Here is a 19560-nt window from a genome sequence, read left to right as displayed (position 1 = left end):
TGAGCCGTCAAGCACGACTTGGCATAATTCGAATCGGCTCCAGGCAAAGGATGACGCGTGCCCCTCTCCACACGACCCCCCAGCAGCAAGCGACAGCGAGCATCGACACCGCCAAAACCTGTCGAGGTCGACGAGATAGCGATTCCGTTCGAGCGGGCTCTACCGGTGGCGCTGTTGCGCGCGCGCGAAGCCGTGATGGCCCATATGCGGCCGATCCTGCGCAAGCACGGCACCACGGAACAGCAGCTGCGGGTGCTGCGCTCTCTCAACGACCTGCAGCCGATGGACAAGACCACGCTGACCAACCACGCAGCACTGCTGATGCCGAGCCTGCTGCGTATATTGAAGGACCTGAAGAAGGCCGGGCTGATCCGGCTAGTGCGTTCACCCGCCAACCGTCGCCTCAGTGGCGTGATCCTCACCGCGCGCGGTGCCGCGTATGCGAACGTAGTGACAGCGGAGCTGTCGCAGAAGGGCGTCGAGCTCAAGCAGGTGATCGGGGAGGCGGCGGTCGAGCAGTTGCTCGACCTTCTGAGAACCGTCGAACTCCGGCTCGCGACGGTCGCCCCCGCAAGCGAATGACGACTGTGCCATCGAAGACCTGCGATACTGCTTCTGGCCCGATGCTGCCTCGCTCGATTCTCGCCGTCGACTGACGAGTGTGGACCGGAAGTGGTTCGCAGCGAGACAAACTGCGAGTTTGACCCGTAGCTGCGTTTCCAGATAGTCCCCGTACCCCTCCTTGTTTGGGAGATCGAACAGACTGGCGGCTAGATCCGGTATTGCCAGTTTCGCCTGCGCGCCGATCAAATCGGTCGCTGGCCCGAGCCTGATAGGCTCCTCTCGCCACCGCGTTGCAGGCCGACCCCAGCGCCGCGGTCGCGCGGCTGCGTGCGAAGGTTCGGACATGAGCCGGTTGGCGCCTCCAAGCGACTTGCGTCGGTTTGCGTCGTTGGAATATGAAGCGGGTGCTGCTTATCGTGCCGTGCCAACAAAGCAACCATTTTGCAGCGCAATGCTGGGAGGAGGGAACTGATGTCGACGGCCCTGCGCATCGCTCATGGCGCTTTCGGCAGGGTCGCTCTGCTCGACATGGACCGTCCGCTGGTCCGCCACGCCCACCATCACTGCCACGTCCTGCTCAAGGTCGAGGGCGCCGACACGCAATTCATGGTCGGCGACCAGGTCACGCCGCTCACGGACACCGCCGCCGTGCTCGTCGATGGCTGGAAGCCGCACGCCTACGTGCACGACGTCAATCGTCCGCGCACGCTTATCATGGCGCTCTATATCGAGCCGGAATGGCTGAAGGAGTTCCGCCGGGGTTGGGCCGCGAGCGGTGCGCCGGGCTTTTTCGAGCGGCCTTCGGGCGAGGTGTCACCGCGCATCCGCCAGCTCACGCTGCATCTGGCGGCTGAAATGATGGCGAATCCGGACGCGGTGCGGACCCATGAGCAGACGCTGTCCGACCTGATGATTGCCGTGATCGAGCGCTTCACTGAGTGGCGCAGCTTCCCGACCTCGATCCGCGGCATGAGCGCGGTGAACTGCGACTGGCGCATCCGGCGTGCGATGGACGCGCTGCGGACGCACGATTCCTACGGCAATGTCGATCAGTTCGTGAAGGGTGCCGGGCTCTCGCGCGCGCAGTTCTTCCGCCTGTTCGAAACCTCGCTCGGCGTCTCGCCAAAGCTCTATCTCAACGTTGTCCGCATGGAGCGCGCGCTCGATGCGGTCATGCGTGAGGACACCCCGCTCGGCGAGCTCAGCGAGCGTTTTGGCTTTCCGGAGCCCGCCCATTTCACGCGGTTCTTCCGCGATCATGCCGGCGTCAGCCCGCGCGAGTTTCGCAACGTCTCGCGTCTTGCTGGCTGATATTGCGCCGCACGCTCTCGAATGAGACGATTTGGTAAGTCGTGAGAGCGGGCGGTATGGGCCCTGCAACCCTGTCCTGACAAACGTCACCGTCGCGTCAAAGAACGCGTCGGGAGGCATGGCGGGACATGGTGCAGGCTGCGGTTCAATCCGCAAATTCAGAAAGTCGCGCTGAGCCGTGGGTCGGGCGTTCGATCGAGCGCGTCGAGGACGCCGCGCTGCTCTCTGGCCGCGGCCGCTTCATCGACGATCTCGGTGTCCCGCCCGGCACGCTGCACGCGACGATTTTGCGCTCGCCGTACGCGCATGCCGACATCCTTTCCATCGACTTTGAAGCTGCCAGGCGCCTCGCTGGTGTTGCGGCGGTTCTGATCGGCAGTGACATCAGGGCCATCACCAACAGCCTCGTCGTCGGCGTGAAGGCGCCGGTCGAGTGCTGGCCGATCGCGATCGATCGCGTGCGCTATGTCGGCGAACCCGTTGCGGTCATCGTGGCGATCGACCGCGCCCGCGCCGAGGATGCGGCGGAGCTCATCAACGTCGAATATCGTCCGCGCGGCGCCATCGTCGATCCGCTCGGTGCACTCGCGCCTGGCGCGCCCGTGCTGCATGACGGCTTTCCCGGCAACCTCGCCAGCGATCGCACCTTCCGCTATGGCGACCCCGAGAAGGCCTTTGCGGACGCGCCACATCGTTTCTCCATCGATGTTTGCTATCCCCGCAATTCCTGCACGCCGATCGAGACCTATGGCGTCGTCGCCTCGCACGATGCCGGCGAGGATGCCTATGAGGTGCTGGCCAATTTTCAGGGTCCGTTCAGCATCCACACCGTGATCGCCCGCGCGCTGAAAGTACCGGGCAATCGCCTGCGGCTGCGCACGCCGCCGGATTCCGGCGGCAGCTTTGGCGTCAAGCAGGGCGTGTTTCCATACATCGTGTTGATCGCTGCTGCCGCGCGGGTCACGCAGCGTCCGGTCAAATGGATCGAGGACCGGCTCGAACATCTCACCGCGTCGGTGTCGGCGACCAACCGCGCGACGGCCTTGTCGGCGGCGGTCGCTGCCGACGGAGAGATCCTCGCGCTCGACTGGGACCAGGTCGAGGATTGCGGCGCTCACTTGCGCGCGCCCGAGCCCGCGACGCTCTATCGCATGCACGGCAACCTGACCGGCGCTTACGACATAAGCCACGTCAGCGTCCGCAACCGCGTCGTTGTCACCAACAAGACGCCGACCGGCCTCAATCGCGGTTTTGGCGGGCCGCAAGTCTATTTCGCGCTGGAACGTCTGGTGCAGCGGATTGCAACCGGCCTCAAGCTCGACCCGCTCGACGTCATCAAGCGCAACCTGATCGATGCGGGCGCATTTCCATATCGGACCGCGACCGGCGCACTGCTCGATTCCGGCAATTACCAGGAAGCCGTCGCGCGGGCGGTGGAGCAGGGCAGGCTCGCTGAACTGAAGGCAAAGCGCGACGCGGCGCGGGCGGAGGGGCGTCTCTACGGCATCGGCTTCACTGCGGTGGTCGAGCCCAGCGTGTCCAACATGGGCTACATCACGACCGTGCTGACGGCGGCCGAGCGCCGCAAGGCAGGTCCCAAGAACGGCGCGCAGGCGACCGCGACCGTCGGTCTCGATCCGGTCGGCAGCGTCACGGTCCACGTCGTCTCGGTGCCGCAAGGGCAGGGCCATCGCACCGTGCTGTCGCAGGTCGTGGCCGACGTGTTCGGCCTTCAGCCGAAGGACATCCGCGTCAACACCGAGATCGACACCGCCAAGGATGCCTGGTCGATCGCGTCGGGCAATTACGCCAGCCGCTTCGCCGCGGCCGTAGCGGGCACGGCGAAGCTGGCGGCGGAACGCATCGCCGGCCGTCTTGCGCGCATCGCCGCCAGTCAGCTCAACGTCGCGGCTGCGGACATCGTGTTCGCGAACGGCTTCGTTGCCTCAAAACAGAATCCGGAGAACCGGATCGCGTTCTCGCGCGTCGCAGCCCTCAGCCACTGGTCGCCGGGCTCGCTGCCCGACGATGCCGGCCAGGCCATCCGCGAGACCGTGTTCTGGACGCCGCCGGAGTTGACACCGCCGGACGAGGGTGACCGCATCAACTCCTCGCTTTGTCACGGATTCATCTTCGACTTCTGCGGCGTCGAGGTCGATCGCGTCACGCTCGAGACGCGGATCGATCGCTACGTCACCATGCACGATTGCGGTACCATCCTGCATCCCGGCATGGTCGACGGCCAGATCCGCGGCGGCTTCACCCAGGCGCTCGGCGCTGCCCTTTACGAGGAATACGCTTACGCCGAGGACGGCAGCTTCCTGACGGGAACGCTCGCCGACTATCTGCTGCCGACCACCACCGAGGTGCCGGAGCCCGAGATCTTCCACATGCAGACGCCGTCACCGTTCACGCCGCTCGGCGCCAAGGGCGTCGGCGAGGGCAATTGCATGTCGACGCCGGTGTGCCTCGCCAATGCGGTCGCGGATGCGCTCGGTGTTGCCGATGTCACCCTGCCGCTGGTGCCGGCGCGGCTGGCGGAGCTCGTGCGCGGTGCCGAACCGCCGCCGCCCGCAGGCGGAGCGACCGTCGTGCCCGTTCGCGAAGGCGACCGGCGGCTGCGCGGCGAGGGACAGGCCTTGGTGAAGGGCGCGCCCGAGCAGGTCTGGACCATGCTGCTCGACCCCGCCACGCTGCAATCGGTCATTCCCGGCTGCCAGCGCGTCGACAGGGTCACCAACACCCATTTCCGCGCCGACGTGACGCTCGGCGTCGGCCCGGTCACCGGGCGCTATCGCGCCGACGTGCAGCTGTTCGATCTCGATCCGCCGCGCTCCGTCACCTTGCGCGGCGGCGCCACCGGCGCTCTCGGCTTTGGTAACGCAGAAGGGCGCATCACGCTCGCTCCCGACGGCGAGGGTGGGACCAAACTGACCTACCAATACGACGCCGCGATCGGCGGCAAGGTGGCCAGCATCGGCGGCCGCCTGCTCGACGGCGCCATCCGCGTGGTCATCGGACAATTCTTTGCCGCGCTCGCCCGCAAGGCCGGCGGTGGCAGCGAGACGGGCGGCGGCTTCTCGCTGTTCGCGCTTCTGGCGAAGGCGGCCGGCCTGTTCGGGGGACGCCGATGAAGCCGGCTGCGTTCGACTATCTCCGCGCCGAATCCGTCAGCGATGTCCTCGAAGGCCTCGCGCAGCAGGGGGGCGACGCCCGTGTGCTCGCCGGCGGCCAGTCGCTGATGGCGATGCTCAACATGCGCCTCGCCAGGCCGAAGCTCTTGATCGACATCATGCGTCTCGAGGAGCTGCGCCGGATTGAGCGAACGAAAGATACGATTGTCATCGGCGCCGGCGTGCGCCAGGCGGATCTGCTGGCCTGGTCCGATCTTGCCGAGGCGCTGCCGCTGGTTGCACTGGCGCTGCCCTGGGTCGGACACATGCAGACCCGGAGCCGGGGCACGATCTGCGGCTCGCTGGCGCATGCCGATCCCAGCGCCGAGATGCCGCTGGCGCTTGTTGCGCTCGGTGGCGAGGTGCTCCTGCGCAGCGTCAAGCGCCGCCGCCGCGTCGCTGCAAAGGACTTCTTCGCCGGCATGATGCTGACCGCCCGTGCCGATGACGAGTTGATCGAGGGAATTTCGCTGCCGGTCAAAGGATCGCGCGTCGCCTTCCGCGAGGTTGCGCGCCGTCACGGCGATTTTGCCATCGTCGCCTGTGCCGCGATGGAGACGTCATCCGGCGTGCGCCTCGCCGTCGGCGGCGTTGCTGACGTGCCGACCGCGCGCGACTGGCCGCGGCTGGAGGGTAGCGCACTCGACGATGCGCTCAACGCCTTTGCCTATGAGCTCGGCGCCCGCGACGACGTCCACGCCACCGCGCGGTATCGCCGCGACCTCGTGCGCATGATCGGCCGGGACTTGATCGGCGAGGTGCTGCAATGACCCGCCTCAAGGCAGATGGCCGCCATTCCATCCGCTTCTCGCTCAATGGCAGGTCCGTAGAGGGCGAGGCCGAGCCGCGCACGCTGCTTTCTGATTTCCTGCGCCACCAGCTCGGCGCGACCGGTACTCATGTCGGCTGCGAGCACGGCGTCTGCGGCGCCTGTACCATCGTCGTCGACGGCATGCTGACCCGGTCCTGTCTGACGCTGGCTGCGCAAGTCGATGGCTGCGAGCTGAAGTCGGTCGAAGGCCTCGTGCCATCGGCCGACCGACTCGGCGTGTTGCAGCAGGCGTTTCGCCGCAACCACGCGCTCCAGTGCGGCTTCTGCACCGCGGGCATCTTGATATCGCTCGACCACTATCTCGCCTCGCATCCGGCACCGACCGAAGCGGAGATCCGCAATCTCCTCAGCGGACATATTTGTCGCTGTACCGGTTACACCCCGATCATCCGCGCCGCCTTAGAGGCTGCCGCCCAGCTCGCTTCATCCCCAAAAGAGACGTCCGATGCTTGATCTCGCCAGCAGCTTCGTGGCCAGCGCCGCGCGCGATCCAAACGTCATTGCCTTGGTCGACGGCGATCTCCGCCTGACCTATCGGCAATGGTACGACAAGATCTCTTCGCTCGTGGCATCCTTCCGCCGTCTGGGCCTCAAGCCCGGCGATCACGTCCTCACGCTGCTGCAGAACCGCTGGGAAGCGGCGACGCTGCACTGGGCCTGCCAGTTCGCCGGCCTCGTCATCACGCCGATCAACTGGCGCTCCAAGGCCGACGAGCTCGATTACTGCATCGAGAACGCCGAAGCCTGCGCAGTGTTCTATCAGGACATCTCCGCGCAGGCGGTGCAGGGCTCGGCGCGATCGGGCAGGCTGCTGTGCGTGTCGGTTGATACCGGAGCGAGTGCGACCTGTTTTGCCGATCTCATCAAGGGGACCGCGCCGGACGCCGATCCACGCGTCGGCGCCGATGCCTGGTCGATCATGCTGTACACCTCGGGCACCACCTCGCTGCCCAAGGGCGTGCCGCGGCGGCATCGCGCCGAGCGCGCCGCAGCGATCGCCCATGTCGCGCAGAATCTTTACGGCCGCGGCGAGCGCACGCTCGGGGTGATGCCGCTCTACCACACCATGGGGGTCCGCTCGCTGCTGGCGATGTCGCTGATCGGCGGCGCATTCATCTGCTTGCCGCGCTATGACAGCCGGCAAGCGCTGGCCCTCATCGAGAGAGAAGAGATCACCAACCTTTATCTGGTGCCGACGCTCTATCATGACCTCGTCCATCACGAAGACTTCGCCGCGACCAACGTCTCCAGCGTGCGCAAGCTCGGCTTCGCCGGCGCGTCGATGACCGATGGCTTGCTCAGGAAGCTGAACGAGGCGTTCAGGCCGGAGCTGTTCGTCAACCATTACGGCAGCTCGGAGATCTACACCTTCACGGTCGACCAGAAGGCCGCGGCGAAACCCGGCTCGGCCGGCAAGGCGGGCCTGAACCAGCACGTCAAGGTCGTTCGCATCGGTGCGCGTTCGGCTGCGGAGCTTGCCGCCGTCGGTGAGGAGGGCGAGATCATCGCAACGCTGGCCGGCGACGAAGCGTTCGAAGGCTACTGGCGTCGCCCGGAAGCCGACGCCAAGTCGTTGCGTGGGGGGTGGTATTTCACCGGCGATACGGGCTTCGTCGATCCTGCGGGCGATCTGTTCGTCACCGGTCGCGTCGACGACATGATCATCACGGGCGGCGAGAACGTCTCGCCGGTCGAGATCGAGAGTTGCCTGTCGCTGCATCCCGCCGTCGACGAGGTCGCGGTGGTCGGAATCGACGACGAGAAGTGGGGCAAGATCGTCGCTGCCTTCGTCAAGCGCAATCGCGCCGTCTCGGAAGGTGAGCTGGAGCAGTTCTGCCGCACCTCGGGGCTCGCCAATTTCAAGCGGCCGCGGCGCTACGTCTTCGTTGATGCCATCCCGAAATCGCCGGTCGGCAAGCTGCTGCGACGATTGCTCGTCGCCGGAGAATACGAGGCCGAGCGTCTGCCGCCGTCGGACGCGGCCTGAAAATCACCCATCAACAGAAGGAAACCCAAATGCCGTCAGCCTATCCATTTGCCGATCCCCGATTGGCAAAACTGAGTGGGTTCAAAGTCGAGATCGACGAGGTGCATGAGCGCGCCGACGTCATTCTGGGACGGCCGCCCTACAACGTCGTGGCGATGCCGCAGCGCGACCAGCTGCGGCTGACGTTCGAGACCCTGGACGAGGATCCGCGCGTGCGCATCATCGTGCTGCGTGCCGAGGGCGAGCATTTCTCCAGCGGCGGCAATATCGGGGGCTTCATGGAGGCGAGCCCCGAGCACGTCTCCAAGCTCGCCTGGAATATCGCGGCCCCGGCGCGCTGCGCCAAGCCGGTGATCGTTGCCAACCGCGGCTATTGCTTCGGCGTCGGCTTTGAGCTGTCCCTCGCTTGCGACTTCCGTATCGCGTCCGAGACGACGCAATACGCGCTGCCGGAGCAGAAGCTCGGCCAGATTCCGGGCTCGGGCGGCTCTGCGCGCCTGCAGAAGATGATCGGCATCACCCGCACCAAGGACATCGTGATGCGCTCCAAGCGGATCTCGGCGAGGCAGGCCTATGAGTGGGGCATCGCTACCGAATGCGTGCCGGATGCCGAATTGGAGAATGCGACCGACAAGCTTGTGGACGAACTCCGGTCCTTCTCGCCGCTGGCACAGCGTACCGCCAAGAAGCTCCTCAATGACACCGAGGATTCGACGCTCGCCATCGCCATCGAACTTGAAGGCCACTGCTACAGCCGCCTGCGGCAGTCCGAGGACTTCAAGGAAGGCGTCGAGGCCTTCAACGCCAAGCGGCCGCCGAAATTCGTCGGCCGTTGATACGGGACGCCACGAACTGCCGCGGTTCGCAATGGCGCGGACCGCGGCGCCAATCAAACGGGGGAGGTAAAACGACATGAGTGGGATGGATATGCCGGTCGCGGCTGCGCAAGCACCGGCCGATAACAAGCAGATGGTCAACGCGGTTATCGCATCGGTGCTCGGATGGGCGCTCGATCTGTTCGATTTGTTCATTCTGCTCTACGTGGCGCCGGTCATCGGCGCGCTGTTCTTTCCGTCGAGCAATGCGGCTCTGTCGCTCGCCGCTGTCTACGGTTCGTTCGCCGTCACACTGTTGATGCGGCCGCTCGGCTCGGCGGTGTTCGGACACTATGCCGACGTGCACGGTCGCAAGCAGGCGATGCTGGTCGCAATCGTCGGTGTCGGCCTCAGCACCGCGGCTTTTGGCTTGCTGCCGACCATCGCGCAGGCCGGCGTGATCGCGCCGATCATCTTTCTGATCCTGCGTCTCGTGCAGGGCGTGTTCGTCGGCGGCGTCGTGGCCTCGACCCACACGATCGGCACGGAATCGGTCCCACCGCAATGGCGTGGCGCGATGTCCGGCCTGGTGGGCGGCGGCGGCGCCGGTATCGGTGCATTGCTCGCGTCCTTCGTCTTCCTGGTCACGTCGTGGATTTTCCCCGGTGACGCCTTCGCGGTCTGGGGCTGGCGCGTCATGTTCTTCTCGGGGTTGCTGAGCTCTCTGCTGGGCTGGTTCATCTTCAGGAATCTGGAGGAGTCGCCGTACTTCAAGGAACTCAAGCGCCAGCAGGGCAGTAAGCAGGCAAAGGTCTCGAAAGCCCCGGTCAAGGACGTCTTCTCCGGTGAATATCGCGGCGTGCTGCTGTCAACCTGCTCATTACCTTCGGCGGCGGTGCCGGCTACTACCTGACCTCGGGTTATCTGCCGAGCTTTCTGAAGGTGATTAACGCGGTCCCGAACCAGACCGCTTCGCTGATCCTGATGGGTGCGAGCGTCTCGGCATTCTTCGCCGCGGTGTTGATCGGGGCGCTCAGCGACCTCATCGGCCGCAAGAAGACGTTCTTGCTGATCGGCGTCCTTGCGGCGGTGCTGTTGCCGCTATGCTATCTGAACCTTGCCGCAACCAAGGACACGACCCAGATCACGTTGTATGCGTTCGCCATCGCCTTCATCGGCAATGCCGGCTACGCGCCGGTGCTGATCTTCCTGAACGAACGCTTTCCCACGGCGCTCCGCGCCAGCGGTACGGGCCTGTCCTGGAACATCGGCTTTGCGCTCGGCGGCATGATGCCGACCTTCGTCTCGCTGGTGAGCGGCAGCCCCGCGCAGATCCCGATGTCGCTGGCCTGCTTCGCCGTCGGCGTGTTCGTGATCTACCTCATCGGGGCCGTCGTGATCCCCGAGACCAAGGGGAACTTCCGCTGAGGTCAAGCGGCGCGGCTGCACCCTTGGCCGCGCCGCCACATACGTATCCGGACCGGTTTCGCCAAATTGAAATCTGCCAGCGAAGTCGAGTGACTGCGAAGCCCCCAAACGGCTGACGCTTCGGATCGATCATCCCGCCAAAAAACCTCCGTCAACTGACACGACCGTGCCGGTCGCGTATTGCGAGGCCGGCATGCAAAGGAAAGCAACCGCGCCGGCGATATCTTCCGGTTGTCCCCAGCGCTTGAACGCGGTGCGGTCGGCGATGCGCTGATAGTGCACAGGATCGGTGCGGCCGGCCGCGTTGATCGCAGTTTCGATATAGCCTGGTGCAACTGCGTTGACGCGGATGCCATCCTCGGCCCATTTCAGGGCGAGTGCCTTGGTTAGCATCACGACGCCGCCCTTGCTTGCGCAATAGGCCGGGATCCGCGGCAGCGCCAGTGTCGCGTTCATCGAGGCGATGTTGACGATCGAGCCCTTCTGCTGCGCGAGCAACGGATGGAACGCCATGCAGGTCCGGAACGTGCCGGTGAGATTGACGTCGATCACCTTCATGAAGGTCTCGATCTCGAATTCCTTGTCGCGCGCCAGGATGCCGGCGCAATTCACCAGCGCGTCCACGCGCTTGTGCTGCCGGGCGAAGGCGGCGACGGCCGGATCATCGGTGACATCGAGCGTGCCGAGCGTGAGACCCGCGCGTGGCTTGAGCAGAGTGCGGGCGAGATCCGCATCATTGGCGCCCGTTGCCGTCACCGTCGCGCCGAGATCGCAGAACTGGTTGCTGATCGCCGCACCAATGTCGCCGGCGCCGCCGATCACGACGGCATGAAAGCCGGGCGCGAGAGAAAAGTTCGAACTCATCGGGAGGGTCTCACTTCAGGGATTTCGGAGGCGGCGCCGTGGATTCGCGAACCACCAGCGAGAAGTCGATCTCGCGGTGCATGATGGTCTGCTCGCCGGCAAGGCTGCGTACCAGGTATTCGCCGGCGCGCTGCCAGGTTTCGCCTGTTGGAACGTGGATGGTGGTCAGACTCGGCCGCAAATGCCGGCTCCAGTCGAGATCGTCGAAGCCGACCACCGACAGATCGCGTGGCACGGAGAATCCGTCGCGCTCCGCCTCGAGCAGCACGCCATAGGCGATGACGTCGTTGCCGCACACCACCGCCGTCGGGCGATCCTTGAGATTGAGGAGATAGCGGGCCGCTTCGCGTGCGTCGTCCAGCGTGTAGGGAACCTCGACATGCCATTGCGGGGGAAGCTCGATGCCGCTTTCGCTCAGCGCGCGGCGAAAGCCGGCGACGCGCGCGCTGGCACGGTCGTTGTTGCGCTGAAGCGCCGAGACGATCCCGATGCGGCGGTGCCCGAGCTCGATGACATGCGCCGCCGCGCGATGGGCGGCCGCCTCGTTGTCGGTGCCGACGCAAGGGTAGGGCCTGTCAGGCTGGTAGATGCCGACATTGATGAACGGCACCGCATTGTCCGCCAACAGTTTTCGCAAGCCGTCGTGATGGCAGTCGCCGCGCAGCACGAGGCCGTCGACGCCGCGGCTGATCAGGTTGCGCGCCTGCTGCAATTCGACGTCGAGATCGTAGCCGCTCGTGGTGAGGAACAGCATGTATCCGACCGACGACAGATATTGCTGCAGCGAGGCGATGCCGCGCGCGAACATCGTGTTGTCGATCGTCGGCACAATCGCGCCAAGGGTCCGCGAACGCCGCGACGAGAGGATGCGCGCGGGCGCATGCGGAATATAGCCGAGTGCCTCGATGGCCTGCTCGATCCGCGCACGCAGGGAAGGGCTCACCGCGTCGGGATTGTTGAGGGCGCGCGACACCGAGGCCGTCGACACGCCGGCGCGCGCTGCCACGGCTCGGATGCCCTGTTTCACTGATTTGGCGCTGGTCAATCTCATGGAATGTAACGTTACATCGCGGACAGCGAGACGTGAAGTGGCTCAACAACCTAATTCTGCTGCAACTTATAGCGCGTGTCCATCGCTTGACACTGCGTATATCAGAGTTAGATTGTAACCGTTTTCAAAGCCTGTTTAATCAGGATGCGCTCAAGAAGGCTTGCCGACACAAGGCAGCCAGCCGGGAGGAGAGTTCGATGAAGGCCAGGATGCTCGCGACGCATGTCGCGCTGCCCGTTCTCGCAATAGCCGTCAGCGGGCAGGCCCATGCCGCCGATTTCGACTGGATGAAGTTCAAGGGCAAGACGGTCACCTTTCTCGCCAACAACAACCCGGTCTCACAGGCGCTGCTGACCTACAAGGCCGATTTCGAGAAGTTGACCGGCATGACTCTCAAGGTCGACGGTTATCAGGAACAGCAGATGCGCCAGCGTCTGGTTACCGTGATGAATGCGAACAGCGACGAGGTCGACGTGTTCATGACGCTGCCCTCGCGCGAGGGCGAGCAGTTCGCCGCGGCCGGCTGGTATGGTGATCTCACGGCGATGGCCAAGAACCAGGTCGCCAAGGACTACGATCCAGCGGGGCTGAGCCAGGCCCTGCTGAAGGCCGCGACATTCAACGGCAAGCTTACGAGCATGCCGATGAACATCGAGGGGCCGATCTTCTACTACCGCACCGACATCTTCAAGAAGTGCGGGCTCGAGGCGCCGAAGACCATCAAGGACGTCGAGGCTGCCGCCGAGAAGATCAAGACCTGCGACAGCACGGTGACGCCGTTCGTCTCGCGTGGCCTCAAGCCCGCGGTCGCCTACACCTTCAGCAACATGCTGCACAATATCGGCGGCACGTACATCGCCAATGGCAAGTCGAATCTTTGCTCGGCCAAGGGCAAGGAGGCGCTCGACACCTATAGCCGGCTACTGCGCGATTTCGGCCCGCCCGGCGTGGTCAATTACAGCTTCCAGCAGATCTCCGCATTGTATCGCAGCGGCCGCGCCGCGATGGCGTTCGAGTCGTCGAACGAGCTCCGCACGGTCATGGAAGGCGGCGCGCGCCTGAAGGACACCGGCCTCTTGCCGTTCCCGGCGGGTGAGGCCGGCCAGGTGCCGACGACGATCGGCTGGGGCATGGCGGTGTCCTCGCACAGCAAGCAGCCCGACGCGGCCTGGTATTTCGTGCAGTGGGCGACCAGCCCCGAGGTGCAGAAGAAGATGGCGCTGCAGGGCATCGCCCCGCCGCGCCCGTCGGTCGCCAAGGACCCGGAATATCGCAAGTGGATCGACGAGGAGCCGGTCCGCAAGGAATGGCAGGCCGCGCTCGACGTGCTGGCCACCAAGGGCACGTCCGAAGTCGGTTATCCCATCGTCGCCAATCCGCAATCGCGCGAGTTCATCGGCCAGGCCGTGCAGGATCTGATCCTGAAGCAAAAGCCGATCGACCAGGCCTGCGCGGATGCGGACAAGGGGCTGGACGCGCTGATCGCGCTGAACTGACCGCCCGGTGCCGGCCGGCTCGCTGCCTGCCGGCACCTCATTCGATCGAAGGACAGGAACGCATGGCTGATACGGCTGCGCCACTCACGCAGGACCGGCAGAAGCTTGAGATGGCGGCGCTCTCGGCGCCGGCCGTGCTGTTCACGGTCGCGATGATCGCGTTTCCGGTCGTTTATACGATCTGGCTCGGCTTCCAGACCTTTTCTTCCACTGGCAAGCAATCTTTCGCGGGTCTTGCCAATTATTCCAAGCTGATCTCCGACGTCGAGTTCTGGCACGGGCTGTGGGTCACGATCGCGCTCTATGTGCTGTCGCTGATGCTGCAGCTCGTCTTCGGCGTCTGGCTGGCGCTGGTGCTGTTCCACGCCAGGCGCCTGCCGGGCATCGTCCGCTCGCTATTCATCTCGCCCTTCATGATGCCGCCCGTGGTCGCCGGCATGATGTGGCTGGTGATCCTCGATCCGTCGCTGGGGGCGGCGAACTACATCCTGCAATCGTTTGGCCTGCCGCCGTCGGACTGGCTGGCTTCGCCGAGATGGGTCATTCCGACCGTGGCGCTGATCGACAGCTGGCAGTGGACTCCCTATGTCGCGTTGATCGTGCTGGGCGGTCTGCAGTCGCTGCCGCCGAGCGTCTACGAGGCCGCCCAGATCGATGGCGCGTCCCCGTTCAAGACCTTCCAGCGCATCACGCTGCCTCTGCTGCTGCCGACCATCGTCACCGCGGCGATCCTGCGCAGCGTCGATCTCCTGCGCTTCTTCGACATCATCTACATCACCACGCAGGGCGGTCCGGGCAACGCCTCGAACACGCTCAACATCTACGGCTTCCGGGTCGGCTTCGAGTTCTTCAACATCGGCTATGCCAGCGCCCTGATGCTGACGCTGACGGCGATCGTGTTCGGCGCCGTGCTCGCCTTCAACCGCCTGCGCGGCGCAGTCGCCTGGTGACGCCATGACCGATGCCGCCAATACCGATCGCTGGATCCGATGGCTCAACACGGTGCAGCTCGTGCTGGCCGGTGCGCTGATCATGGCGCCGACGGTGTGGATGGTGCTGTCCTCGTTCAAGCCGTCCTTCGAGGTCACCGCCTATCCGCCGACGCTGGTCTTCTCGCCGACGCTGGAGAATTACGTCGAGCTGACCAGGACCACGCCGTTCCTGAGCTACGCGCTCAACAGCCTCATCGTGACCGTCGGCTCGACCGCGCTGGGGCTGCTGTTCGGCATTCCAGCCGCCTTCGCCGTGTCATGGACGCGGATCACGTGGCCGGCAATCCTCACGCTGGCTGCGCGCATGGCGCCGGGCACGCTGTTCCTGCTGCCGTGGTACGTGATGTTCCGGCAAATCGGCATGATCGGCTCCTACACTGCGCTGATCCTCAGCCATGCCGTGATCACGCTGCCGATCGTGATCTGGGTGCTGCTGCCGTCCTTCGACTCCATTCCGCGCAGCGTGTTCGAGGCTGCGCAGGTCGACGGATGCAGCGTCACGCGCATCCTCTGGCGCATCGCGATGCCGCTGGTGGCGTCAGGCATTGCGGTCTCGGCGATCCTCGCCTTCGTGTTTTCGTGGAACTACTTCCTGTTTGCGCTGGTGCTCTCCAATGGCGACACCAAGACGCTGATCGCGGCGGCCTTCAACTTCATCGGCGAAGGCTCGACGCAATGGGGCGCCCTCATGGCCGCGGCGACGCTGATCGCATTGCCGCCTCTGGTGCTGGCCGCCCTGGTTCAGCGCTGGCTGGTGTCCGGACTGACGCTCGGCGCGGTGAAAGGCTAGACCTCTGATGAATGTATCGCCCCGTCCCAATTCGATCATGCAGGCCGCGGTCTTCCACGGCAACGATCGCATCACCATCGAGCGCGTGGCGATGCCCGATGTCGGCGCGGGCGAGGTGCTCGTGCGCGTCTCGCGCACCGCGCTGTGCGGCTCGGACTTCAAGCTCTGGCACAAGGGCGCCGAGTTCACCGCAGGCCATGAGATCTTCGGCGTGGTCGAGCAGCCCGGTCACAGGCTGCACGGCCGCCGCTGCGCCGTCTACATTCCCCTGCACTGCGGCCATTGCGCCGCCTGCAAACGCGGCGACACCCAGATGTGCCTGGAAGTGTCCAGCCTGATCGGCTGGAACAGGCCGGGCGGCTATGCCGAATACGTGCCCGTGCCGGAGAATTGCCTGCTGCCGGTGCCTGATGATATCGAGGACAGCCTCGCGCCATTGCTGCTCGACACCATCGGCACGTCGGGGCACGCCGTGCGCTTCGTCAGCCGCGTCGTGCCGCCAGGCGAAGCTGGACCCGTTCTCGTGATGGGAGCAGGGCCCGTCGGCCTCGGCGTCGTGCTGGCGCTCCGTGCACTCGGCTACGACGACGTCCATGTCGCCGACCCCAATGCAGCGCGCCTAGAGATCGCGCAATCCTTCGGTGCGACGGCGCACCCGGTCGGCGATACCTCGAGGCGCTTTGCGCTCATCATGGAATGCTCCGGCGCGCATGCGGCGCGCAACCTCGGCATCGAGCTGGTCCTGCCGCGCGGGGCCTTGGTGCTGGTCGGCGAGAATGCAGCGCCCTGGACCATCGAGGAGGGCAAGGTGTTCCGTCGCAAGGATTTCTACATGATCCGCACCTTCTATTTCCCGGTCTCGGACTTCGAGCCGAATGTCGAGCTGCTGCGCAAGTACAAGGACGAATACCGCGTCCTGGTCGACGGCGAGTTTGGTCTCACGGCGCTCCCCGAAAATTTCGCCCGCTTCGCCAAGGGTGAGCTGATCAAGCCCGTGCTGGCGCTGGACTGAGCGATCATGGCCTCGATCTCGATCCGCAACCTCACCAAACGCTACGGCAACTTCACCGTGATCCCCGATCTCAATCTGGAGATCGCGGACCACGAATTCGTCGTCTTCGTCGGCCCGTCCGGCTGCGGCAAGTCGACCTTGCTGCGGATCATCGCCGGGCTCGAGCCGATCTCGTCGGGAGAGCTCTATATCGGCGACAAGCGCGTCAACGGCGTGCAGGCCGCGCAACGCGACATCGCCATGGTGTTCCAGGATTACGCGCTCTATCCGCACATGAAGGTCTACGACAACATGTCGTTTGCGCTGGAGCTGCGGGGCGTGCCGAAGGCCGAGATCGACGCCCGGGTGAGGCGCGCCGCCGCGCTGCTGCACATCGAGCCCTATCTCGACCGCAAGCCGAAGGAACTATCTGGCGGGCAGCGCCAGCGCGTCGCCATGGGCCGCGCCATCGTGCGCAACCCCAAGGCGTTCCTGTTCGACGAGCCGCTGTCCAATCTCGACGCCAAGCTGCGCGGACAGGTGCGGGCCGAGATCAAGGCGCTGTCGCAGGAGCTCAAGACCACCATGGTCTTCGTCACCCACGATCAGATCGAGGCCATGACCATGGCCGACCGGATCGTGGTGCTCCAGAGCGGCACGATCCAGCAATACGACACGCCGGAGACGGTCTACGAGCGCCCGGCCAACCAGTTCGTCGCCGGCTTCATCGGCTCGCCCGCAATGAACTTCTTCCCGGTCGAGTGGCGGCAGGACCGTGCGATTCTCTCGCAAGGCGGGACGGTGGTGCCGCTGGACGGCGAGACCGCAGCCCGCCTGAGCAATGCCGGCAGCGCCGTGCTCGGCATTCGTCCCGAACATTTCACGGTGGCTCCAGAGTCCGCCGATGGCGTCGCGATCACCGTCAAGCTGGTCGAGCCGCTCGGCTCGGATACGCTGATCCACTTCGATCTCGCCGGCGGTTCGGCGATTGCGCGGGTCGATCCGGCGCTGCGGCCGAAAGTCGGCGATCGCATCAACCTGCGCCCGCAGCAGGGCAAGACGCATCTATTCGATGCGACCAATGGTCAGGTCCTGCGGTGAGCGCATCGGTCGACATCGGCGATCTCTCGGCGCTGGCGGACGTCGCGTCCAAGGCAAGGCCCGTGCACATCATCTGTCTCGGCCTGTCCGCGCTCGACCAGGTCTGGCGCGTTGACCGGCCGTTCGCGGGTGGAAGCGAGAAGATCAAGGCACTCGCGTACGGCACACTCGGCGGCGGCATGGCGGCCAACGCATCGGTTGCGGTGGCACGGCTCGGCGCGTCCGTCGCGTTCTGGGGGCGGGCAGGGAACGATGCCGCCGGCCACGAGATGAAATCGGCGTTTGCCGCCGAGGGCGTCGATGTCGAGAACTTCCGGTTGTTTCCCGACGGCCGCTCCTCCGTCTCCGGGATCATCGTCGACAGCTCCGGTGAGCGGCAGATCGTGAATTTCCGCGGCCTCTATCCCGAGTCCGCCGACTGGCTTCCAATCGAAATCGTTGCGCGCGCATCATCCGTGCTGGCTGATCCTCGATGGGTCGAGGGCGCAGCGACGCTGTTCAGGGAAGCGCGCTCGCGCGGCATTCCGACGGTGCTTGATGGTGACATGGCCGAGCCTGATGTCTTCGAGCGGTTGCTGCCGCTGACCGACCACGCCATCTTCTCCGAGCCCGCGCTCACAGCCTTTGCCCGCTCGGCCCAGGATGAGAGCCTTGCTGCGCTTGCGCGCTTCGGTTGCCGTGTCCTTGCCGTCACCCGCGGCGAGGGCGGCGTGAGCTGGTACGGGAACGGCCAGTTGCACCGGCAGGCCGCCTATGCCGTCGACGTCGTGGACACCACGGGCGCGGGCGACGTCTTCCATGGCGCCTACGCGCTGGCGATCGGCGCAGGCCTCGAGGTGCGAGCCGCCATGACGTTTTCGGCGGCGACAGCCGCGATGAAATGCCGCCACGCCGGCGGCCGCAACGGAATCCCCGATATCAACGAGTGTCTTGCATTCATGAGGACGAAACCATGAGAACGATTGGAAAGAACCGCGGCCTGGCACGGCTTGCCGACGCGGATGGCCACTTTCGCATGGTCGCGCTGGATCAGCGGCCGCCACTGTTCGATGCCATCGCCAAGGCAAAAGGCATTGCGCGGGAGCAGGTCGAGTATTCCGACGTCACAGCGGCCAAGCGCCTTCTGGTGGAGAACCTCGCGCCGCATTGCAGCTCCATGCTGTTCGACCCGAATTTCGCGGTGCCCGCCGCGATCGATCTGCTGCCGCCGCGCTGCGGCCTAATCATGACGCTGGAGGAGCACCGGGTCGAGGAGACCGCGGGCGGCCGCAAGTCGCGCGCGATCACCAACTGGAGCGTGGAGAAGATCCGCGCCATGGGCGGCGACGCCGTCAAGGTGTTGGCCTGGTACCGGCCGGACGCCGATGCCGCGGTGAACGCGCATCAGAAGAAGTTCGTGCGCGAGATCGGCGAGGATTGCGCCCGCCACGACATCCCCTACGTGCTGGAGCTGCTGGTCTATCCGTTCCTCGGCAGCGCCAATCACACCGCCGATTACGTGGAATCGCCGGGCAAGCTGCCCGGCCTCGTCATCGACAGCGTGCGCGAATTCGCCAAGCCGGAGTACGGCGTCGATCTCCTCAAGCTGGAGAGCCCGCTCGCGGCGGGCAGCCTGCCCGCCCGCGACGGCAGCGCGGAGGCCAAGGTCGCGCAGAAGGAGTTCGATGCGATCGGCGACATCTGTCGCGGCCGCAACATTCCTTGGGTGCTGCTGTCAGGGGGCGCCGCGCCTGAAAAGTTCGAGCGGGTGCTCGACTATTCCTATGCCGCGGGCGCGAACGGCTTCCTGGCGGGCCGCACCATCTGGCTCGACGCCGTCCTGAAGAATTTCCCGGACCGTGCGGCGGTCTCGGCCAGCCTGCGCAAGGATGGCCTCGGCGTGCTTGAACGTCTCAACGAGCTGACCACGGCCAAGGGCACGCCGTGGAAGGCGCGCTTTCCGGCCTTCACCGACATCAAGCAGGAGGGTGACTTCGCACGCGCCTACTGAAATGATGGCGGCTCCGCATGGTCCCATTCCGATCGCAGGATCTGCAACGTGACTGACCCACTTTGCCGTCCGTTTGCGGCGAAGTGGGCGCGCTGCACGGATCGTTCCCGCAGCGCCGCTGCGCGTCCATCAATGGTCGTACGGAGGCTCTGTCGGCACTGCCGCAGACGTCGCG

At 65.3% G+C, this 19560-nt stretch carries 16 protein-coding genes and 1 pseudogene; 15 read left to right on the top strand and 2 right to left on the bottom strand.

All coding sequences use genetic code 11. The features are described 5' to 3' along the window. Positions 1–57: 57 nt before the first annotated feature. The 8 genes and pseudogenes from DCM79_RS19520 to DCM79_RS19485 all read left to right on the top strand — a co-directional run bounded on the left by DCM79_RS19520 (position 58) and on the right by DCM79_RS19485 (position 10110). On the top strand, positions 58–582 hold the full coding sequence (locus DCM79_RS19520; protein ID WP_257175887.1) for a MarR family transcriptional regulator: 525 nt from the start codon (positions 58–60) through the stop codon (positions 580–582). 453 nt (positions 583–1035) lie between these two features. Then, a complete protein-coding gene (locus DCM79_RS19515) occupies positions 1036–1875 on the top strand; it encodes an AraC family transcriptional regulator (protein WP_257175886.1) in 840 nt (279 codons plus the stop codon). A gap of 128 nt (positions 1876–2003) precedes the next feature. Beyond that, entirely contained in the window at positions 2004–5009 is a 3006-nt protein-coding gene (locus tag DCM79_RS19510) for a molybdopterin cofactor-binding domain-containing protein (RefSeq protein WP_257175885.1), read from the top strand. Continuing rightward, complete coding sequence (locus DCM79_RS19505) at positions 5006–5818, top strand: xanthine dehydrogenase family protein subunit M (RefSeq protein WP_257175882.1); 813 nt, start codon at positions 5006–5008, stop codon at positions 5816–5818. The genes DCM79_RS19510 and DCM79_RS19505 overlap by 4 nt, the downstream gene beginning before the upstream one ends. After that, entirely contained in the window at positions 5815–6333 is a 519-nt protein-coding gene (locus DCM79_RS19500; RefSeq protein WP_257175881.1) for a (2Fe-2S)-binding protein, read from the top strand. The genes DCM79_RS19505 and DCM79_RS19500 overlap by 4 nt, the downstream gene beginning before the upstream one ends. Then, on the top strand, positions 6326–7867 hold the full coding sequence (locus tag DCM79_RS19495) for an AMP-binding protein (RefSeq protein ID WP_257175880.1): 1542 nt from the start codon (positions 6326–6328) through the stop codon (positions 7865–7867). Before DCM79_RS19500 ends, DCM79_RS19495 begins: the two co-directional genes overlap by 8 nt. 29 nt (positions 7868–7896) lie before the next feature. Continuing rightward, positions 7897–8703: an enoyl-CoA hydratase/isomerase family protein gene (locus DCM79_RS19490; protein ID WP_257175879.1), complete on the top strand. Its 807-nt coding sequence runs from the start codon at positions 7897–7899 to the stop codon at positions 8701–8703. A gap of 76 nt (positions 8704–8779) precedes the next feature. After that, positions 8780–10110, top strand: a pseudogene (locus DCM79_RS19485) (MFS transporter). Positions 10111–10239: 129 nt separating this feature from the next. Here the strand turns inward: DCM79_RS19485 and DCM79_RS19480 are convergent. Continuing rightward, on the bottom strand, positions 10240–10974 hold the full coding sequence (locus DCM79_RS19480; protein ID WP_257175878.1) for an SDR family NAD(P)-dependent oxidoreductase: 735 nt from the start codon (positions 10972–10974) through the stop codon (positions 10240–10242). Between the two features lie 10 nt (positions 10975–10984). Further along, complete coding sequence (locus tag DCM79_RS19475; protein WP_257175877.1) at positions 10985–12025, bottom strand: LacI family DNA-binding transcriptional regulator; 1041 nt, start codon at positions 12023–12025, stop codon at positions 10985–10987. 197 nt (positions 12026–12222) lie between these two features. Here DCM79_RS19475 and DCM79_RS19470 point away from each other — a divergent pair, with 197 nt between their 5' ends. From DCM79_RS19470 to DCM79_RS19440, 7 genes are all read left to right on the top strand, one after another. Further along, positions 12223–13521 (top strand): ABC transporter substrate-binding protein, encoded by a 1299-nt coding sequence (locus tag DCM79_RS19470; protein ID WP_257175876.1) that lies wholly within the window; start codon positions 12223–12225, stop codon positions 13519–13521. A 62-nt stretch (positions 13522–13583) separates the two neighbouring features. Then, positions 13584–14471: a carbohydrate ABC transporter permease gene (locus tag DCM79_RS19465; RefSeq protein WP_257175875.1), complete on the top strand. Its 888-nt coding sequence runs from the start codon at positions 13584–13586 to the stop codon at positions 14469–14471. A 4-nt stretch (positions 14472–14475) separates the two neighbouring features. Next, complete coding sequence (locus DCM79_RS19460; protein WP_257175874.1) at positions 14476–15303, top strand: carbohydrate ABC transporter permease; 828 nt, start codon at positions 14476–14478, stop codon at positions 15301–15303. 7 nt (positions 15304–15310) lie between these two features. Next, on the top strand, positions 15311–16315 hold the full coding sequence (locus DCM79_RS19455) for a zinc-binding dehydrogenase (RefSeq protein ID WP_257175873.1): 1005 nt from the start codon (positions 15311–15313) through the stop codon (positions 16313–16315). 6 nt (positions 16316–16321) lie between these two features. After that, on the top strand, positions 16322–17395 hold the full coding sequence (locus DCM79_RS19450; RefSeq protein WP_257175872.1) for an ABC transporter ATP-binding protein: 1074 nt from the start codon (positions 16322–16324) through the stop codon (positions 17393–17395). After that, positions 17392–18351 (top strand): sugar kinase, encoded by a 960-nt coding sequence (locus tag DCM79_RS19445; RefSeq protein ID WP_257175871.1) that lies wholly within the window; start codon positions 17392–17394, stop codon positions 18349–18351. Before DCM79_RS19450 ends, DCM79_RS19445 begins: the two co-directional genes overlap by 4 nt. After that, the gene (locus tag DCM79_RS19440; RefSeq protein ID WP_257175870.1) at positions 18348–19385 is read left to right on the top strand and encodes a tagatose 1,6-diphosphate aldolase; all 1038 of its coding nucleotides are present in this window, start codon (positions 18348–18350) and stop codon (positions 19383–19385) included. Before DCM79_RS19445 ends, DCM79_RS19440 begins: the two co-directional genes overlap by 4 nt. Positions 19386–19560 lie beyond the last annotated feature (175 nt).

Origin of the sequence: Bradyrhizobium sp. WBOS07 (genome assembly GCF_024585165.1) — a bacterium.
GTDB classification, from domain to species: Bacteria; Pseudomonadota; Alphaproteobacteria; order Rhizobiales; family Xanthobacteraceae; genus Bradyrhizobium; species Bradyrhizobium japonicum_B.
The sequence above is the reverse complement of the archived record's forward strand: the minus strand, read 5'-3'. Positions and strand labels throughout refer to the sequence as shown.